The organism is Shewanella sp. Isolate7, assembly GCF_022398425.1.
Taxonomy (GTDB): domain Bacteria; phylum Pseudomonadota; class Gammaproteobacteria; order Enterobacterales; family Shewanellaceae; genus Shewanella.
Map to the genome: position 1 here is coordinate 12174 of NZ_JAKEVJ010000041.1, position 18633 is coordinate 30806.

General features: G+C 50.4%; 13 protein-coding genes. 5 read left to right on the forward strand and 8 right to left on the reverse strand.

Annotated features, from left to right (window positions below):
- Positions 1-69: 69 nt before the first annotated feature.
- Positions 70-612, reverse strand: coding sequence for a DUF4124 domain-containing protein (locus L1D47_RS11800; protein ID WP_239853452.1), 543 nt, complete (start codon positions 610-612; stop codon positions 70-72).
- A 65-nt stretch (positions 613-677) separates the two neighbouring features.
- Positions 678-1139, reverse strand: a complete 462-nt coding sequence (locus L1D47_RS11805; RefSeq protein ID WP_041508881.1) for an Lrp/AsnC family transcriptional regulator — start codon at positions 1137-1139, stop codon at positions 678-680.
- Positions 1140-1331: 192 nt separating this feature from the next.
- Between L1D47_RS11805 and L1D47_RS11810 the strand changes: the two genes are divergently transcribed.
- A complete protein-coding gene (locus L1D47_RS11810; protein WP_239885050.1) occupies positions 1332-2504 on the forward strand; it encodes a monodechloroaminopyrrolnitrin synthase PrnB family protein in 1173 nt (390 codons plus the stop codon).
- Between the two features lie 3 nt (positions 2505-2507).
- Positions 2508-3620, forward strand: a complete 1113-nt coding sequence (locus L1D47_RS11815) for an aminotransferase class V-fold PLP-dependent enzyme (RefSeq protein WP_239885052.1) — start codon at positions 2508-2510, stop codon at positions 3618-3620.
- A 98-nt stretch (positions 3621-3718) separates the two neighbouring features.
- Here the strand turns inward: L1D47_RS11815 and L1D47_RS11820 are convergent, their stop codons facing one another.
- Positions 3719-4543, reverse strand: a complete 825-nt coding sequence (locus L1D47_RS11820) for a M14 family metallocarboxypeptidase (RefSeq protein WP_239885054.1) — start codon at positions 4541-4543, stop codon at positions 3719-3721.
- Positions 4544-4722: 179 nt separating this feature from the next.
- Positions 4723-6132, reverse strand: a complete 1410-nt coding sequence (gene glnA / locus L1D47_RS11825; protein WP_239853439.1) for a glutamate--ammonia ligase — start codon at positions 6130-6132, stop codon at positions 4723-4725.
- A gap of 368 nt (positions 6133-6500) precedes the next feature.
- On the opposite strand from glnA, the gene typA reads away from it, so the two are divergent.
- The 3 genes from typA (at position 6501) to L1D47_RS11840 (ending at position 10491) form a co-directional block, all read left to right on the forward strand.
- Positions 6501-8324: a translational GTPase TypA gene (gene typA / locus L1D47_RS11830; RefSeq protein WP_239885056.1), complete on the forward strand. Its 1824-nt coding sequence runs from the start codon at positions 6501-6503 to the stop codon at positions 8322-8324.
- Between the two features lie 495 nt (positions 8325-8819).
- Positions 8820-9989, forward strand: coding sequence for a patatin-like phospholipase family protein (locus L1D47_RS11835; RefSeq protein ID WP_239885058.1), 1170 nt, complete (start codon positions 8820-8822; stop codon positions 9987-9989).
- A 73-nt stretch (positions 9990-10062) separates the two neighbouring features.
- Positions 10063-10491, forward strand: a complete 429-nt coding sequence (locus L1D47_RS11840) for a hypothetical protein (protein ID WP_028763120.1) — start codon at positions 10063-10065, stop codon at positions 10489-10491.
- A gap of 762 nt (positions 10492-11253) precedes the next feature.
- Here the strand turns inward: L1D47_RS11840 and L1D47_RS11845 are convergent.
- The 4 genes from L1D47_RS11845 to L1D47_RS11860 form a co-directional block, all read right to left on the reverse strand.
- The gene (locus L1D47_RS11845; protein WP_239885060.1) at positions 11254-12723 is read right to left on the reverse strand and encodes a phospholipase D family protein; all 1470 of its coding nucleotides are present in this window, start codon (positions 12721-12723) and stop codon (positions 11254-11256) included.
- A gap of 73 nt (positions 12724-12796) precedes the next feature.
- Positions 12797-14884 carry a carboxylesterase family protein gene (locus L1D47_RS11850; protein WP_239885062.1) on the reverse strand — a complete coding sequence of 696 codons (2088 nt, stop codon included), beginning with the start codon at positions 14882-14884 and terminating at the stop codon, positions 12797-12799.
- A 275-nt stretch (positions 14885-15159) separates the two neighbouring features.
- Positions 15160-16851, reverse strand: a complete 1692-nt coding sequence (locus L1D47_RS11855) for a hypothetical protein (protein WP_239885064.1) — start codon at positions 16849-16851, stop codon at positions 15160-15162.
- Between the two features lie 365 nt (positions 16852-17216).
- On the reverse strand, positions 17217-18626 hold the full coding sequence (locus L1D47_RS11860; RefSeq protein ID WP_239885065.1) for an FUSC family protein: 1410 nt from the start codon (positions 18624-18626) through the stop codon (positions 17217-17219).
- Between the last annotated feature and the right edge of the window lie 7 nt (positions 18627-18633).

Genomic DNA, 18633 nt, shown 5'->3' on the forward strand with positions numbered 1-18633 from the left:
CAAGCTGTCTTCACCGGGGGGATTTTGGGGTGTTATTTCCTAAGTTGTTAAACATTATGGTATAAATTTTTAACCGCCCCCGCGAGGGGTTGCCCTAGGAATCGCATATACACTGGCCCGGTGAAGAAATACGGTTCTAGGAGGGGTCGATGCAAGTTGTTTGCCGTTTTGTGCCAAGGCCCTGATTTCAAACTTATGCTCACCGCGATCCACATTCTCCAGGTTAAATACCGGGCTGGCCTGAGGCTGGCTGACGACCTTACCATCCATTACCAGCACCAGCCCATGCCCGGGGGCAAGATCTGGGGTGATGGCACCGATCACAGTGATATTGCCGTTATTGTCGCGAAGGGTCTCCTCTTCGCTGGGGCTGGAGATGGTCAGCTTATACAGCTCCTTAGGCTCGGCCTTGGCGGGCGCCGAGGACTCACGTACCACGGGAGGCGGCAGCTTGATCTGGTTTTCGGTATTTTCCTTAAACTCGACCTGGGTGGAGTTTTCTACCGGGGTATCCGAGTAGTGAACCTTGCCATCCTTGTCGACCCATTTGTAGATGGCTGCCTGAGCCCCAAGGGTCAGTAACAGCAGGGTAAACAGCAATATCGGGCGCATTTGCATTCCTTTTATACCTAGTGTTTGCTACAGATTAGTCGCTTTCGCTATAAAAATCACCAGTCTCATACGACTGGCAGTTGATGGCGGGAGAAGGTTTGTTTCAGCACCACGGTCGACTCTATGCTGGCGATACACTTGAGGCCGCCGAGGGAGTGTTTGACGAAGCCTTCATATTCCAGCAGATCGTGGGCGACTATCTTCAGCAGATAGTCGTGGGCGCCGGTGATCACCGAACACTCCTGCACCTGGGGAAGGCGGCTCATCTCCTGCTCGAACTGCTCGCCATAGGCGGCGGAGTTCTCGGTGAGGCGCACGAAGGCGTAGACGATAACATTGAGTGACAGCGACTTAGGGTCGAGCCTGGCGCTATAGCCTTGAATAAAGCCCGCCTGTTCCAGCTTCTTGATGCGTCTGAGGCAGGGGGTGTCTGAGAGGTTGAGTCGATTGGCTAGCTCGGCTACGGGCAGTCGCCCCTCCTCCTGCAGTATGCTTAAGATCTGCTTGTCTTTACTGTCCAGTTTCATCTGTGTGCTCTCTTGTCGCTGCCGCTCGATAGGTATTGAGGTAATTTGTCGGATAACATTATTAAAGTGATTATTTTTGTCGGAATCCACCAAAAAAATCTCTTTTTGTGTAGGTGATATTGCAGGTTTGCCCTAATGGCTTAGTGGTAGCTTATTGAGTCATAATTAAAATAACCAAGAGATAGTCACCCTATGAGTCAAGATGTCGCGGCCTTCGATCACTGGATCAGGCAGGAGTTTGTCGAGATTAACTCGGCGCTGGAGCGCCTCTATATGCAGCAGAGCGATCCCGCCAACGTAGAGGGGATAGGCGATGAGCTAAAGACGCGGCTGGAGGCCGAGGGCCGAAGCTTGATCAAGGCGCTGCTGGACGAGGGCAATACCGACGAGGGCTTCGATGCTGCCTTCGATCTGTTGGGCAACGTGGGCCTCTACATGGCCGCCTGCCGCCGCCATGAGATCACCGAGCCCAGCCGCGAGACCAGTTCGCCCCTGCTTGAGGCCTCGGCGCTGGCGATGCACATAGGTGCCTCCATCGGCGTGACGCCGCGCTTTGCCACGGCGCATCTGACCACCCACAACCGTGCGGTTAACGGCCTCTACAAACGCTTTACCGATCTGGACGACGAGAAGCTGTTTGTCGATTACAACACCAAGGGGATCCTCGCCTACAAGCGCGCCGCCGATGCCTTGTTGAAGATTAAGCCGCTGGGGATCTCCCATCCCATGACCGCCGAACTGCTGGAGGTGGCTCGCGTGGCGCTGGAGCAGGTAATCGCCTCCAATCAGATCCTGTTCGATCGCCTCGATACCCAGGCGTTTTTCAACAGCGTGCGTCCCTATTACAAGCCCTATCGCGTCGGCCAGCAGGTCTATCGGGGGGCCAACGCCGGTGACTTTGCCGGTATCAATGTGATCGACCTGCAGCTCGGGCTCTGCTTCGCCAACGAGTCGGCCTACTCTCAGCTGTTGGTAGACAAGTTCCTCTACATGATGCCGGAAGATCAGCGCATCCTGCGCGACTGCATGCGCCGCACCAGCCTGATGGATGATTTTCTCGGTGCGATGGATATGCGGGATCAGCCCTGGTATCGGGAGAATCTGGCGCAGTTCCTGCGGGTGTGTGAGGCCCACGGTCAAGGGGCGATACAACATCATGATCAGCTGGTAGAGAAATATATCGCCCAGCCCGCCAAGCAGATGGAGAGTCAGCATATCGATGAGGTTACCGCCAGCGGCCCGCCGCTGCCTGTGTTATTGGGGGCGCTGGAGAAGCTCAGAGACAGACGCGCCGCCGCCAAGCGAGATGACATTCGTACCCGTTTCGACGATATCGCCAGGCTGCGCGCCAGCCTAGAGGGGTAGAGCATGTATCAGAATGATTTTGAGATGCCCAAGTCGGTCTACCTGTTAAATCACTCGGTGGGCAGGCCGCTTAAGAGCCTGCGTCAGGCGTTCGATGAGCGCTTCTTCCTGCCCTGGCAGGGTTCGGGGCGCGAGCCTTGGGGGGATTGGCTGTCTGTGGTAGAGGATTTCCGTGCCCAGTTGGCCAGGCTGTTTAACAGTGAGGCCAGGCTGTTTTGTCCTCAGGTTAACCTCTCCAGCGGCTTGACCAAGCTGGTGCAGTCCCTGCCTAGGTTGAGACATCCTGGCGCCGTGATCCTGATGAGCGAGAACGACTTTCCCAGCATGGGATTTGCCCTGCAACAGGCGCTGCCCGAGGCGCAGATACGTTTCATTCCGGCGGAGCTGGATGTGAGTCTGCCCGAGGTGTGGCAGGCCTATCTGACCGACGATATCGATCTGGTGTTTATCAGCCATGCCTATTCTAATACTGGGCAGCAGGTGCCGCTGGATTATCTGGTGCCTAAGGTGCGCCAGCTGGGGGCCTTGTCTGTGGTGGATGTGGCTCAGGCCGCCGGGGTATTACCTCTGGATCTTAGTGTGCTTGAGCCAGACTTCATGCTGGGTTCGAGCGTTAAGTGGCTCTGCGGCGGGCCGGGGGCGGCCTATCTCTGGGTCAATGCCGAGCAGCTGGCGCATTGCTCGCCCCAGGACGTGGGCTGGTTTAGCCATGAGAACCCTTTCGAGTTCGATATTCATCACTTTCGCTATCACGATTCGGCGCTCAAGTTTTGGGGCGGCACGCCTTCGGTGGCGCCCTATGCCATCGCGGCCCACAGCATTGGCTATTTCGACGAGCTGGGGGCGAACAAGGTGCGCCAGCATAACCTGATGCAGCTGCAGCGTATCTGGAATCAAGTGGGTGAGGCCCTGGTGTCGCCCTCAGACTCTGCTCGTTGCAGCGGCACCGCCATCTTGAATTTTGGTGCGGCGCAACAACAGGTGGTCGAGGCGCTGACTCAGGCCGATATCAGCCTGGATGTGCGTAAGCAGGGGATGCGTATCTCGCCGCATATTTACAATGGTGAGCAGGACATGCAGCGGCTATTGGAGGCCCTAGTCCCCTTCTGTCGTTAGTGGAAAGCCTATGCTCGCTGATAAGAAGCCAGGACTAGTGCCTGGCTTTTTTGTGGGCGTCAGATCTTAGCGCCTAGCCTAATTCTTCTCTCAGGTTCCTAGCGCCTCGCCAGACTCAACTCGACGAAGCGTTTGATGATGGCGGCATTGGCCAGGATGCGCTGGTCGAAACTCTGTTGGCCAGGGGTTTCGCTACACACGCCGACGCTGGCGCCCAGTCGTACCAGGAAGGCTTCGAAGGAGAGGTCGAAGTGGTTGAAGATAATGCCATCTTTGACCGGGCAGTCGTCGATCAAGCCATCCTGGGGGATAGGGAAATAGTGCCCCAGGGCGTCACGTAGCTCGCGGCTGAATTGGCCGGGGTGCTGGTTGGCCTCGAAGGAGTAGATGTAGGTGTCTGTTAGCAGCACATCTTCGTGGCAGGTGAGGATGCCATCTTTACTGGCGGCGGCCAGCAGCTGAGAGTGGGCCAGTAGGATCTCGCCCTCACTCGAGGTGTCTTGATTGCTGACGCCGCGGCCGTTTTCTAACACGAAGCCGCGATTAGGGTTCTGTCCCAGCTTGTTGAACCTGTGGCCGCGCTTGAAACCGGTAGGATTTACCAGAGGCAGCAGGCTGAGGTTGATCTGGCTAAATAGTTCAGGCTCCAGTTCGTTGAGGAAGTAGAGCAGTCCCCAGGGGCCGGCGGCCTCCTCGCCATGGAAACCTGCGCTGATTAGGATAGAGGGCTGATCTGCCTTCTGCGCCGGTGATTGATACAGCTCCAGCGGATGTGGCCCAGCATCGCCCAGCTTGCGTGCCTGTAGCCCAAGGCGACTCGCCTGCTCGGCCAGGCGGGCAGAGAAGCTGCTGATATCATTGCTCTGACAGCTAAAAATATCGCTGTGCCAGGTGTAAGACTGGAAGGGATCGCGGCTAGACATAATGGGATTCTAAGGTAAGTGATTCGGCGTGATCATGATAGCAGTTTGGCCATAAAGATAAATCAATTTTATGCCCGTCGTCAGGCGCTTAAATTAGGCTTAGCTCTCTGATTAACAGACATAAAAAAGCCGCCTAAGCGGCGGCTTCTTCAAGCTATAAGCGGACTTACAGGCAAGGATTACAGGCTGTAGTAAAGCTCGAACTCAGCTGGGTGAGTGGTGCGAGAAACGGTTTCAGCTTCTGCTGTCTTCAGGGCGATATAAGAATCGATGAAGTCATCAGAGAATACGCCGCCCTTAGTCAGGAACTCACGGTCTGCATCCAGGTTCTCCAGCGCATTTTCCAGCGAAGTCGCAACCTGTGGGATCTCGGCCGCTTCTTCGGCTGGCAGATCGTATAGATCCTTGTCCATGGCTTCGCCTGGGTGGATCTTGTTCTGGATACCGTCAAGACCAGCCATCAGCAGTGCAGCGAACGCCAGGTATGGGTTAGCCGTTGGATCTGGGAAGCGAGTCTCGATACGACGAGCCTTAGGGCTTGGTACTACTGGGATACGGATAGACGCAGAGCGGTTACGTGCCGAGTAGGCCAGCATCACTGGCGCTTCGAAGTGAGGCACAAGACGCTTGTATGAGTTGGTGCTTGGGTTCGTGAAGGCGTTCAGCGCGCGAGCGTGCTTGATGATACCGCCGATGTAGTAAAGTGCAGTTTCACTCAGACCCGCATACTTGTCACCAGAGAAGAGGTTAACACCGTCTTTAGCCAGTGATTGGTGAACGTGCATGCCGCTACCGTTGTCGCCAACGATTGGCTTAGGCATGAAGGTCGCAGTCTTACCGTAAGCGTGGGCCATGTTGTGAACCACATACTTAAGGATTTGGATTTCGTCGGCTTTTTCAGTCAGCTTGTTGAAGCGAGTCGCGATCTCGTTCTGACCGGCAGTCGCCACCTCGTGGTGGTGAGCCTCAACTACCTGACCCATCTCTTCCAGTACTAGACACATGGCGCTACGGAGATCTTGTGAAGAGTCAACCGGTGCTACTGGGAAGTAACCGCCTTTCACGAATGGACGGTGACCTGTGTTGCCGTCTTCGTAGTGAGTGCCTGAGTTCCAAGCCGCTTCTTTGGCGTCTAGCTTAACGAAACAGCCAGACATGTCGGTGCCGAACTTAACGTCGTCAAACAGGAAGAACTCTGGCTCAGGGCCAATGAGTACGGTATCGGCGATGCCGGTAGAGATCAGGTACTCTTCGGCTTTCTTAGCGATAGAGCGTGGGTCGCGGTCGTAACCAGTCATAGTGCCTGGCTCAAGAATGTCACAGCGGATCAGGGCAGTGGTTTCTTCGGTGAATGGATCAAGAACGAAGGTTGTTGGGTCAGGCATCAGTACCATGTCTGACTCGTTAATGCCCTTCCAACCAGCAATAGATGAACCGTCGAACATTTTACCGTCTTCAAAGAAATCGGCATCAACCTGATGAGTAGGAATAGATACGTGCTGCTCTTTACCTTTAGTATCGGTAAAACGCAAATCAACAAACTTAACTTCAAGTTCTTCTAGTTGTTGTAAAACTGATTCAACTGACATTCTAAAGTCTCCGAGTAGAGTAGAGGGGATGCCCTTCTTATATCATTCAGCGTTGCGACCAACGCGGTTCTGGCATGAGTAAAGCGAGACTCATGCCAAAAGTTTAAGGTATTGATTTTTATGGGAACGATAAAGCAGGCGGGTGGCGGGAATCTCGGCATTGCACCATAAAGGTGCATTGGTTGCCTCTTAATGGTGCGCTCACCAAGATGGTGCGCACCAATATAAACATGACTATTCATAGCTGACTAAAAAATAATCCTGTGCGAGAGCCCCTCGCTAGAGTAGAATGGCACGTTTTTTATTGCAACAGCTATTATTAGGGCTGTTATCAATACCCTATTTTTTCGATGGTAAGAGGTTTATCCGTGTTAGAGAATTTACGTAACATCGCCATTATTGCACACGTTGACCATGGTAAGACGACCCTGGTTGATAAGCTGCTGGCACAGTCTGGAACCCTTGAGACTCGAGGAGAGGCCGCTGAGCGGGTGATGGATTCCAACGATCTTGAAAAGGAACGTGGAATCACGATTCTGGCGAAGAATACTGCCATCAAGTGGAACGACTACCGTATCAACATCGTTGATACCCCTGGCCACGCCGACTTCGGTGGCGAGGTTGAGCGTGTACTTTCTATGGTTGACTGTGTGCTACTGCTAGTTGATGCGGTCGATGGTCCAATGCCACAGACACGTTTCGTGACTAAGAAAGCCTTCGCTCAGGGCCTTAAGCCTATCGTAGTGATCAATAAGATCGACCGTCCAGGCGCTCGCCCTGATTGGGTTATCGATCAGGTATTCGATCTGTTCGACAACCTGGGTGCTACCGACGAGCAACTGGACTTCCCAATCGTTTATGCCTCTGCACTGAACGGCTTTGCTACCCTAGATCCTGAAGAGACTGGCACCGACATGACGCCACTGTTCGAGACTATCGTCGAGAAGGTGTCTTCACCTGATGCCGATGCCGAAGGTGCTTTCCAGATGCAGATCTCTCAGCTGGACTACAACTCTTACGTGGGCGTTATCGGTGTAGGCCGTATCAAGCGCGGTAGCGTTAAGGTTAACCAGCAGGTTACCGTAGTGGCGGCCGATGGTACTACACGTAATGGCAAGATCGGCCAGGTACTCGGCTACATGGGTCTGGACCGTCACGAAGTTGAGGAGGCAAATGCCGGCGACATCGTGGCCATTACCGGTCTGGGCGAGCTGAAGATCTCTGACACCATCTGTGCCGTGGGCAACGCCGAAGCCTTGCCACCTCTGTCTGTTGACGAGCCAACACTGACCATGACCTTCCAGGTAAACACCTCTCCGTTCGCGGGTAAAGAAGGTAAGTATGTGACCTCGCGTAACATCCTTGAGCGTCTGCAACAGGAGCTGGTGCACAACGTAGCACTGCGCGTCGAAGAGACCGAGAGCCCAGACCGTTTCCGCGTATCAGGCCGTGGTGAGCTTCACCTGTCTATCCTGATCGAAAACATGCGTCGTGAAGGCTACGAGCTGGCCGTATCACGTCCAGAAGTTATCGTTAAAGAGATCGACGGCGAGAAGTGCGAGCCATACGAAACTCTAACCGTAGACGTTGAAGAAGAGCATCAAGGTGCGGTTATCGAGAAGCTTGGTACCCGTAAAGCTGACATGCGTGACATGCAGCCAGATGGCAAGGGTCGTATCCGTATCGACTTCATCATTCCTAGTCGTGGCCTGATCGGTTTCCAAACCGAATTCATGACAGCCACCTCAGGTACGGGTCTTATCTACCACTCATTCGACCATTATGGTCCAGTGAAGGGCGGTGAGATCGGTCAGCGTCAAAACGGTGTGTTGATCTCTAACGCTACCGGTAAGGCATTGACCTTCGCCCTGTTCGGTCTGCAAGACCGTGGTCGTCTGATGATCGGTCACGCCGCCGAGGTTTATGAAGGCCAGGTAGTGGGTATCCACTCTCGCGCTAACGACCTAACGGTTAACTGTCTGAAAGGTAAGCAGCTGACTAACATGCGTGCCTCGGGTACCGACGAAGCTCAGGTACTGACACCGCACATTCAGATGACCCTTGAGCAGGCGCTCGAGTTCATCGATGACGACGAATTGGTAGAAGTGACTCCGCTGAGCATCCGCGTGCGTAAGCGTCACCTGACCGAGAACGATCGTAAGCGTGCCAGCCGCGCCTCGAAAGACGCTTAATTTGGCCCGCACCTTTTAGGTGCAGCCGATTAGCCCGAAACCCCGACCATGCAGATGGCCGGGTTTTTTTGTATCTGGCATTAGCAGATTCAAAGTTATCGATTGCCTACCGCGGCTGCCGCCCATGGATGCGAGAATGTCCTTAACTCTTCACCACCGTAGGCAATGGGTTACGATGAAGCTAAGGCCTTCAAATACACCCCATAAATTCAATTAAAAGCTAAAAGCCAACCCTCAACTTCAATACCACTCCCCCTAAAAACAGTCTGAATCTGCGAGCAAGGATTCCACCTTGCTTCCTACCTAGCTTTGTAGGGCGAGATCCTGCAAATGGGATTAATGCAGATCCTGTTAGTTGATTAAACTGTCGCCAATAGAGAGTGCCCTGCCTGTCAATGAATGGCAATAGGGGCAATCAACTAGCGTGGCGAACTTGGTCTGTCTGTTCGTCGTTAACCGGAATAATCCAAACAAGATTGTGAAGAGGAGTGCGTCATGAGGCGTCTACCCATTACTGTATTTTTGACTCTGTTTCTCGCGGCGTGCAGCTCAACGCATACGCTGGAAACTCGCGTCACTAAAGAAAACTATCGTACCGTGACCCTGGCGGCCGAGACTCAGCATCAGGCCGACGAACCCTATCGGGTTTGGGGGGATGATGCCTCGGACTTTCTCTTTAATGCCCAGGATGGATCTACCCCCCTTAAGGTCCAGGGTGACAGGTTGAATATTCTCGCGCTGTCGGGTGGCGGTGCTAATGGGGCTTTCGGAGCCGGCATTATCAATGGTCTGTACGACAGCCAGCAGTTGCAGGATTACACAGTGATCACAGGGATCAGTGCCGGTTCGCTCATCGCGCCCTTTGTATTTGTTGGCGGTGACGAGATCCCGCGTCTCAAAGAGGTGATGCTTGGCATTAACGACAAGATGATCCTGGGTAAGCGCAACCTGCTTAATACTCTGATTAAGGATGCCTTTACCAATGGTGAGCAGATGTTTGAGTTCATCGAACAGGTATACACCCCAGAGATGATTGAGCAGATAGCCCTGCAACATCAGGCCGGTCGTCGCCTATTTATCGGCACCACGCATTTCGATTCGGAAGAGCTGGTGGTGTGGAACCTGGGGCGTATTGCCGAGAGTGATCTACCGAACAAGGTTACTCTTATTCATCAAATTCTGGCAGCTAGTTCATCAATACCCGGGGTGTTTCCGCCACAATTTATTGAGGTTAACCAAGGTGACAAGACCCTAGAAGAGCTTCATGTTGATGGCGGACTTACGGTGCAAATGTTTTTCGAAGTAGTCAATGTGGATTACGGCAAGATCAATGAGGCTTTGGGTTTAACGACGACCCCACAGGTACATATTATTCGCAATGGCATGTTAAAAGTTCCCTATCAGGCAACTGAAGATAAGGGCGTTGAGTTATTAAGCAGAAGCCTTGGCAGTATGACGATTCAACAAGCTAAAGGTGACCTGTATAGAATGCTTTATTTCAGTAAGAATAGTGGCTTAGAACTTTCATTTACTTATATGGATGATGAGTTTAACGCACCTAAAGCGACAAAAGATATGTTCGACTTACAGTATATGAAAGCCTTGTACCAACATGGCTATAGCAAAGCTAAATCCACTGAGCTTTGGTCAACTGAAGTTCCCTAGGAAGGCGTCCAGTTAAGGGGCCCTTAGGTATACAAGCTATTACTAATTAATTTTTTAACACTAAGGTATGAATATGAAAAAAGCACTCTTGTCATTGGCGTTGGCCGCAATAAGTACCAGCGCTATGGCTCAGAACGTCGATCGTCTTGAGACCAAACAGCTAGCCCATGAGATGGAGCAGCTTGTATCGGTTACTGAAGAGGCGGAGTTCTCTATTACCATCGATGAAGATGCCAGCTTTGAGCTAATTGAATATAAAGGTTTCATTAAAGAAATGTTCAGTGAAATCTATGTGACGAAGGATCAGGCGAAAGCACATCAACTTGAAAAAACACGCAAGTTTTATGTATATGGTGAGAAAGATATCGATAAGCTCGGACATAAGATAGCCGAGCGTATCGAGCAGGATAAGCCGCTCTTTTTCTCAGTCGATCTCTATCGTGACTACCATGGAGATTCAGGCGAATTTAACTATGTTGCCAGCGTTACAGAATTTAAATAGTCACAGAATATAAATATTCTTAGGAGATCAGTACTCATTACTGTTTAAGCCCGCCGTTGTGTGGGCTTTTTGTTTGTCTTTCTATTTCTTCAAAGGATTACCTTTTCCCCGTCAGTGTCATGCAGCTATGCGGCTTAGTCGCCTGGCGCGGGGCTATCGCCTTCTTTTTCTATATTGCCTTCATTGATGATGGAAGTTTAGTCTTGTGTCTGAAAGGCCATGTCTTCGAGTTGTAACCCCGTGAATGTCTCGACTCACTGCCTTGCTATTTCATGCCTTTCTATTGACTGGTGTCCGATTTAGAGGCTATGCCGTGCAGTTCGAGGGCGGCGGTTCATGAGGGAGGCAAGCAGTGTGGGATTTAGTCCTGAGCTGTAATCGCAAAGTACTCAGCTTAAAGCTTAAAGCCCCAAAGCCCCAAGCACCAGGTGTCACTCGGCTATTGCTGATTGCTAGCGGATAATTGCTAATTGCTAAGTGCTAGTCGTCAGGGACAGAAAAAGGCACCAGTGGTTACTCGCAGCTGACGGGAGACTCATGTAAGGAAGCCTGGGGCGTATGTGAAGATCCTGGAGTTAGGATCTAAGCGTTAAGAGGTTGACACTAAGGGTCTGGAATTAAGAATCTGGAACTAAGCGCTAGGCGTTAGCCTTGAACACAGGCTACCAGTGCATTGCTTGACGCGTGCACTAGGATGGGCGGAGCAGGCTTGCCGGAGACGATCTCAGTGGAGCGTCCCCGGCAAGTGTGAGGTGGAAAGGGCTAGAGCTCAAATTCGCCATCGAGTTGTCTGATAATCCAGTCGGGCAGCTTGTGCCAGCCACCATAGTTTGGTGAGGCGTCATGGGACTCCTCACCAGAGCGCCAGCTAATCGTGCCGTCTTCAGCTAGAGATACATGCCAAAAGAGCTGTTCCTTCTTGCCCAGCAGATAGTCTGTTAACTTGGCTGCGAAGGCTGGGCTATCGATTACTACGCCAAATTCAATATTAAGAAAATTCGAACGTGGATCGAAATTTGATGACCCTATGTAAGAGAGCTTGTCGTCAAATATAAATGTTTTATTGTGATAATAAGTAGCACCATGATAGAGATGATCATCATTGATGGCGTTATCCTTAAATTCATACAGCTCGACTCCCATCTCCAACAACTCGGGACGATATTGCTCAAAATAGGCTGGGACGAAGGCTGAGTCGTTCGATGCCGATGAGTTGGTGATCAGTGTCACCGCCGCATTATGTTGCGTCAGAGTCTCAATAATCTTGTACTTACTTTGACCTGGAATTAAGTAAGGACTTGAAATGACCGCCTTATTTGCATTATTTATCGGTTCCTCCATTAGGCGCTCTACTCGAGTTCTGAAATAAGGTTTATTGTCTTTTACCTTATCTAGCGAGTCGAAAACAGGTGTCACCTCAGCATCGATAAAACTCATCGCAGACAGAGAGGTTAGCGAGCTCGCAATTGCCTCGGCTACTTGAGAATGTTTCGTTTGGGCACGCTCTAATGCTTGATTAAATTGGCGGTAAGTACCAGCTTCTTTTGTCTTAATCAGCGCTGTAACCGGTGTCAGCAGATCACTGTTCCACAACTGCTGATAATTATCCGTAAATGCTTGAATAATATCGCCTTTAAATACCACATCTAAGTCGAAAAAGTTAGCGTCTTGACTGTAACCAAAATAGTCATCACCAATATTGCGTCCACCTAAGATCATCAACTGACCATCGACATTGAAATACTTTTCATGGAGTCGATTGTCCAGCTGCGCCCTATGGCGTTCAAAGTCGATACTGCGACCTAGCCAACCTGTCTTACGGGAGTTGAAGGGATTAAAGATGCGGATCTCCATCTTCTCATGTTGGCCTAATTCAGCCAGCCAGGTTTCGTTGAAAACCAGGAGATCATCTAAGACGATGTGTACCTGAACGCCTCTATCCGCCGCCAGTTTCAACTCATTGAGCAGCATCAGGCCGGAGAGATCTTTATTCCAAGAGAAGTAGGTGATGTCGATACTCTGCTGGGCGTGGCGAATCGCCTCTATGCGACGCGCCAACGCCTCGCTCGCGCTGGGGATCAGATATACCTGTGCCTGATGGGGCTGAGCTTGCCAATTCGATTCAAAGCCGGGTTCGACCTCAGGGTAGCTGCCGGCACACCCGGTGAGCACCAAGCTGTAAAGGCATAGCAGTAACGCCATCAATTGGCGGCTTAGGGGAAATCTACTCATAGGTTGAGTACCTCGTTGAGAAAAAGGCCGGCTAGCGGTTAACCAGTCGGCCTTGGGACAGGGGGTTCAAGGCTTACTTATCGAAGTAACTCATGATCAGGCCTAAGTCTTCCAGACCGCTCAGACGACCGCCTCTTAGTTCGGGATCTTGAGCGTTATTTTGCTGAGCATCCCAGTCGGTGATAGGGGTGATTTGAGCGTCGACCTTGATAGTTAGTACCTTGTCAGTGGCTGTATCGTATTGATAGTCGGCGAATAGCTCGTCGCTGAACCAGATGCGTGACAGAGTGTTCATCAGTTGTTGATCTTTGCTGCTTGGCTTTACGTGGCTCCCAGCTAGGTTGTATGGCTTATTGAAGATGAATGGCAACTCTGCACCACTGCATATCTTGCCCATACAGCTTACGGACTTAAATAGATCCCCTGGGTAGATGCTTTCCCCTTCGTTGTACACGGTCCAACTATTGAAACTTGGCTTATAGTCAAATTGATATAGGGTGGCCGCAACCAAGCCGTTATCACTGGTTTGTTTTGCCTTAACGTGTGCTGGACCACTGAATAGCATGTCATTGGCTAACTGCCTAAATTGCGCCATGTTGGCGGTGGCGCCTGAGAGTTCACTCTCGTCGTTAGGGGCGTAATCGGTCAGTACAAGTAACTGGTTGGCCAGCTCACCATTACCTAAGCCAAAGAAGAATTTCACTATGGCCTCGTAGGCGCTACCTGGCAGCATATCGCCAAGGTCCATCTGCGCGGTAACTTGTTCAGGTGTTAGCTGCAACAGGCGCTGCCCAAGTTGATCCAAGTTGTCTTGAGAAGCCAACCAGGTTTGAATAGCCTGTGCTGATGGCTCGATCCCCTCTGGTGCTTCATTCGTCTCTTTGATTAACTCAATGATGGTTGGGATTAAAGAGGTTAGGCCAGGCAAAAAGCTGGTGGTGGCACCATCGTCACTGTTAAAACCGACTACCGTAGGTACAGTGTACTCGGTTTGCGCGGGCTGAGTGGTCAGGTGGTAGCCGCTAATTTCAGGTTTTAGGAACGCCTTGGCACGGTACTCTATGTACGGCGCAAATGGTTTTAGGTGGTGCTGTGGTGTCTTCTCGCTGTCTAGCTTATTGGCGAAACACAGGCCACTGCCAACTAGATTATCGGTATCGATGCAGTCTATACCTGACCAGGTGGCGACCGTTGACACAAGTCCAGTTGCTTTAGCTTGAACAGCCAGCAGTTCAGTTAGACTGAGTTCCGCTAGGCTCTCTGTTTGGTGCAGTTCTGTGCTGTATTTGGCCAACTTGTCGTTAAAGGTTTGTGCCTGGCCATAGGATTTATAATCAAATCCATAAGGGTTGCTTTGCATGATAGCGCGCTGGAAAAAATCGCCAGCGATAGTCTCTTGAGTTTGGCTCTGTTGCAATATCCCCACTGACATGGCACCCGCCTCCTGACCAATCAAAGTCACATTGTTAGGGTTACCGCCAAACAGATCGATGTTCTCATTCACCCATTGCAGTGCGCGTTTTTGATCGCCCAAGCCAAAGTTTCCTCCTTCAGGTATCTTGCTTCCATCAAGCCAATAGCTACCCAAAATACCGAGGCGATAGTTAATGGTCACCGCGATAAATGGCTTGCCATCGAGTGCGCCTTGAGCGACAACATTATCACCTTGCACTAAAGGATCTGAACCTGAACCCACTTCAAAATCACCACCATGAACAAATACATACACGGGAAGTGACTCAGATGCAGTGGTATTTTCAGGACGCCAAATATTGAGGTTGAGGCAATCTTCCGACTGAGCCTGAATAGTTGTTCTGTTCTGCGGGCAAGCATCGCCGAACTCGGTGGCATCAGTCACCGTGTCCAGGCTATTGATCTGGCTATGTTCAAAGCGAGCGGCACTGGCATAGGAAATGCCCTTGAAGGCTTCGAGCTCGACGCGCGCTGCCTCTCCCTGAAGATCGTCAACCACAACAGATTCTTTCATCGCGGTGATCTGCTGCTCACCAATCTGCACATTTATCTGTTGGGCTGGCAGTGGCTCGACAGGTGTCGGCTTTTCGGGGAGCGGCGGGTTGCCATCAGATTGGTCATCACCACCACAGGCGGCTAATGATAGTGATACCAATACGGCTATGGTCGAGCGAGAAAATATGGTCATTTTTGACTCCATCTATCGGTGTTTGGGTGAGCTGGGCTCATTTGATGGGGCTATGTTAGTTTGATTTTTGACCATTCAACAATCGGCTATGAAGGATCGAATCCTCACTTGATTTGAGGGGAGTGATAGTATGCCAAATCAAGAGTTTGCGTCGTTCTTGCGAGTCGGGGGAGGCTCGCTTGGTTGGAGAGTCATGACACTGGGATGCCGCCAAATTCTAAGCATAAAAAAACGACCCAATCTATTCGATTGAGTCGTTTTTGGGGCGATGTAGATTAGAAGCGGTAACCCAGGTTGAGTGTGAGGGCACTTCTGGTTTCGCCTTTGTTGTACAGGGCGGTAAAGTTGAGGTGTTTACCTATCTGCTTGTTGAAACCTACCAAGTAGGCCCATTTGTTTAGTTCGACACCGACATCGTAGGTAAATTCGCGCCCTAGGGCGTCGATATAACCTAAGTTACCTTCCATTGATGGCTTGATACCCTGGTACTCTGCACCGATAAATACTTGAGCACGGTAGTCGAGGAACTGGTAACCCAGCATCGGCTGAATAGTTAAGATACCGTCGCCCCACTGGTCGTTGCCTTCCAGGCGTGTCTGACTGTAACTTGCGGTGACCGAGGCAAAGAACTCTTTATAGCCTACCGACAGAGTGGTACCCACGCCAACTAAGTCATATTCAAGGTGCAGAGGGACATTCACCTCACCAGGTGAACAGACATCTACCCCTTGGCTAGCCACCGCAGCACAAGCCAGCTTGCCACCGACTACGCCTAGCTTGTCTTCGAATACATCTTTCATTTTGCCGGTATATTGTGCATCAACCACTGCATCGACATTGACCTTGCCAATGTAGCCGAACACGTTCCAGAAGGGCAGTATGTTAATGTCGGCGCGCAGTGAATAGCTTTCAGCATTTACTGTACCGATCGAACTTTCCGGATCAAAAAACTCGTTCAGATTTAATCCCATGATGTTGAAGTCGCTAAAACCAACATCCATATCTTGGTTGCGGTAGGCTACCGAGAAACCAAAAGGTAAGGGGACATCAATGCCTTGCTGGCGCACTAGATCACCCAGTATTGGAAACAGTCTGTCCAGATCAACCTTCTCTTCACGAATGCGCGGATCTGAGACTGTGCTCAGTAGCTCTTGGTCCATTACCTGCACCCCTAGCATGTCGTCGTAGAAGGCGACTGGTTTTAGCTTGACCATGTAATTCATTGGTTTTTTGCCTTTATTTCCCTTGGCCTGAATCGTCTTTTCCTTCACGACGGTTTTGCCATTGAGCAGGGTGTCGAAGGTGATGTTCTGCACATAGTCGGTCACGCGATAGTCGTCATACTCGAAAGACTTACCGTGATTGCTAATCTCCATAGTGCTCGGCTTGCCGTCGATCAGGGTCAGGGTGACATGCATAAAACGGAAATAGGCGATATCCTGCGGTAAACCATACTTTGAGTAGTTAAAGCTAATCTCGACATGATTTGGGCTGATTTCATTAACCTTTAATGATGATTTGTCATAGCTGTCGATGTAACCTTTTAGGCGATACTCAACCTTAGTGATCGCCTCTATCTTAGCAATCACGTCTTCTTCTTCGTCGAGCTTATCCTGGTCATATTTGATGCGCAGATCTATGTTGCCGCGGTTATCTGTGCTTTGCACCAGAAAGACCTCTGACTCATGGTTTTCGCCATCGACCTCGATGGAACGTTTAACGTGCTCAACCAGCTGATCGCCGTAGGTGAGAGAGCTGAGGCCTAACTTGAGTAGCTCGTCTGTGATGCCATAACGCTCTAGTATCGACTGTGACGCATCGACTGCTGCGGTTTGCGCCGCCTTTGGGGCTTCGGCATCGGCGTAGGCCGAGTTGCCGAAAGAGAGGGCCAGCGCTAAAGGAATCGCTTTAAGCATGGCTGTCTTGCCCGAAGTCATCTTTATGGTACGAAATTGAAGCTTTTGCATTCTGTAACCCTTGTCGTTTGCCCAGTGTTTGCTTAACTGGCCGAACCCTGAATTAGGATTCTTTGTTAATTGTTGAAGTGGTTCGACACAGGGTTGATCTGCTCAATCTGTTGTCGGTTTCTTCATTCGATGAGGGTATTTTATGAGCAGATGTGACAATAAAGTAATCGCCTTTGAAGGATGAAATCCATCAAAATCAGTAAGCGTGAAAAATGAAGCTTATTTCGTGTAAGGTTAAGTTTTATAATGGTTTATTGGTTTTTTACTGGTGTCATTTATGCTATTACTTCGCGTTGAGCAATATCATGGCTCGCTCGTATGGGATAAAATTTTTCAATAAAATGTGACAGCGATGACTGTCCGCTTTATAACGGTTTATCTTTAAGCAGGCGTAAATAAAATCGGACGACTGCTAAGATGATCAACATGTTTACCAGCATTAACAATGGCGTGACGATCTCAAACTGGGGAGTGCCATGGAGTGCATTCATGGTCATGACCAGTAGGAGGTTTCCGCCAAGCATGCGAATGATTGCATGTGACGGTTTGTTAAAGTACATATAAATTATTAGCGTATTCAAGCTATAAAAGGCGACGAGTTGCCACAGCTGGCTGAGATGAGTTAATACCAGGGAATACTCAACCAGAAACAGTGTACCCCAGCCAAGGCAGACGATTTGAGTCCGTCCAATGATGTTGCCGGTCATCTGCATTGAAACGATTGCCAAGGAGGCTCCTATTATTGGAAATAGAGGCCCTCCAGGAATGGCGAAATATATCCAAAGACTAAAACAGGTTAAAGAGATAGCAACGGCGGTAACGGCGTTAGTTAAACGCTGTCGTTGCAATTTTGTCTTTGCGACGGCTGCTATTTCTGTTTTAGTTGTATCAACCTTGGGATCGTTTTTTGCCCAAGGCTGAATCAACTCGGCGTCTTTGGATTGTTCATTAGCGATGCTCGCATTGAGTAACCTAAGCTCATGACCTAGTTGTGTGAGGCCATTGTCGAGCTCTTCAGAGGCTATGTCATGTTGTATTCCTTCAGCGAGCTTAACTATGCGTGCCTGGATGTCTTTACAAGCTTTGGCAACCTTCTGCCATTTGGCCTTTTCATGGCGTAATCGATAGCTGCTCGCTAAAGGGAGTGCCAAGAGTTCTTGTAGTTTATCAATATGTTGTTGATTGGCTAAGAGGTCAGATTCAGCATCTAACTTCTGCTTATCGGTCTTGGCTTCAACTAAGGCTTTTCTGGCGAGCGTAAATTGTTTCGTCACTGTCTTAAGTGTATCGTAAAACAGTGATTCTGTTGTGACAGGCCAAATGAAACGATAGACAGTAGAATACACCACGACACCTAGCATGGTTTCTTGAATTCTTAAGATCGCAGTGTTAAATGATGCCGTGCCATTGGAGCCTCCACCTAATGAGACAATAGCAAAGACGATAAATGCCATGTTAAAGACATACCCGTAGTGCTTATCACTGCTAAGGAAGACGCACACACCTAAAAATAGGTGAAAACATGCTATGAACAACATGCGGTCTTGGGAAAACAGGCTAATTAGCAGCAGAGCAAAGAGGATACCTGTCACAGTACCCACGATGCGCTTTTTGCCCTGCAATATGCCGTGACCGAAGGATTCGTTGGCTGAAATCGCTAGCACTGTGATAGCAGACCAATAGGGTTTTTCCCATTGAAAATACAGCGCTAGCCCTATAGTGAGGCCGATAGCGAGTGAAATCTTAATCGCCTCTTTTATGGATGAGCTGAGCATTTCTGTC

What these genes read in the sequence shown, in the direction of transcription:
- L1D47_RS11800 (WP_239853452.1), bottom strand. Translation starts at nt 612, where the DNA reads ATGCGCCCGATATTGCTGTTTACCCTGCTGTTACTGACCCTTGGGGCT.
- L1D47_RS11805 (WP_041508881.1), bottom strand. Translation starts at nt 1,139, where the DNA reads ATGAAACTGGACAGTAAAGACAAGCAGATCTTAAGCATACTGCAGGAG.
- L1D47_RS11810 (WP_239885050.1), top strand. Translation starts at nt 1,332, where the DNA reads ATGAGTCAAGATGTCGCGGCCTTCGATCACTGGATCAGGCAGGAGTTT.
- L1D47_RS11815 (WP_239885052.1), top strand. Translation starts at nt 2,508, where the DNA reads ATGTATCAGAATGATTTTGAGATGCCCAAGTCGGTCTACCTGTTAAAT.
- L1D47_RS11820 (WP_239885054.1), bottom strand. Translation starts at nt 4,543, where the DNA reads ATGTCTAGCCGCGATCCCTTCCAGTCTTACACCTGGCACAGCGATATT.
- glnA (WP_239853439.1), bottom strand. Translation starts at nt 6,132, where the DNA reads ATGTCAGTTGAATCAGTTTTACAACAACTAGAAGAACTTGAAGTTAAG.
- L1D47_RS11835 (WP_239885058.1), top strand. Translation starts at nt 8,820, where the DNA reads ATGAGGCGTCTACCCATTACTGTATTTTTGACTCTGTTTCTCGCGGCG.
- L1D47_RS11840 (WP_028763120.1), top strand. Translation starts at nt 10,063, where the DNA reads ATGAAAAAAGCACTCTTGTCATTGGCGTTGGCCGCAATAAGTACCAGC.
- L1D47_RS11845 (WP_239885060.1), bottom strand. Translation starts at nt 12,723, where the DNA reads ATGAGTAGATTTCCCCTAAGCCGCCAATTGATGGCGTTACTGCTATGC.
- L1D47_RS11850 (WP_239885062.1), bottom strand. Translation starts at nt 14,884, where the DNA reads ATGACCATATTTTCTCGCTCGACCATAGCCGTATTGGTATCACTATCA.
- L1D47_RS11855 (WP_239885064.1), bottom strand. Translation starts at nt 16,851, where the DNA reads ATGCAAAAGCTTCAATTTCGTACCATAAAGATGACTTCGGGCAAGACA.
- L1D47_RS11860 (WP_239885065.1), bottom strand. Translation starts at nt 18,626, where the DNA reads ATGCTCAGCTCATCCATAAAAGAGGCGATTAAGATTTCACTCGCTATC.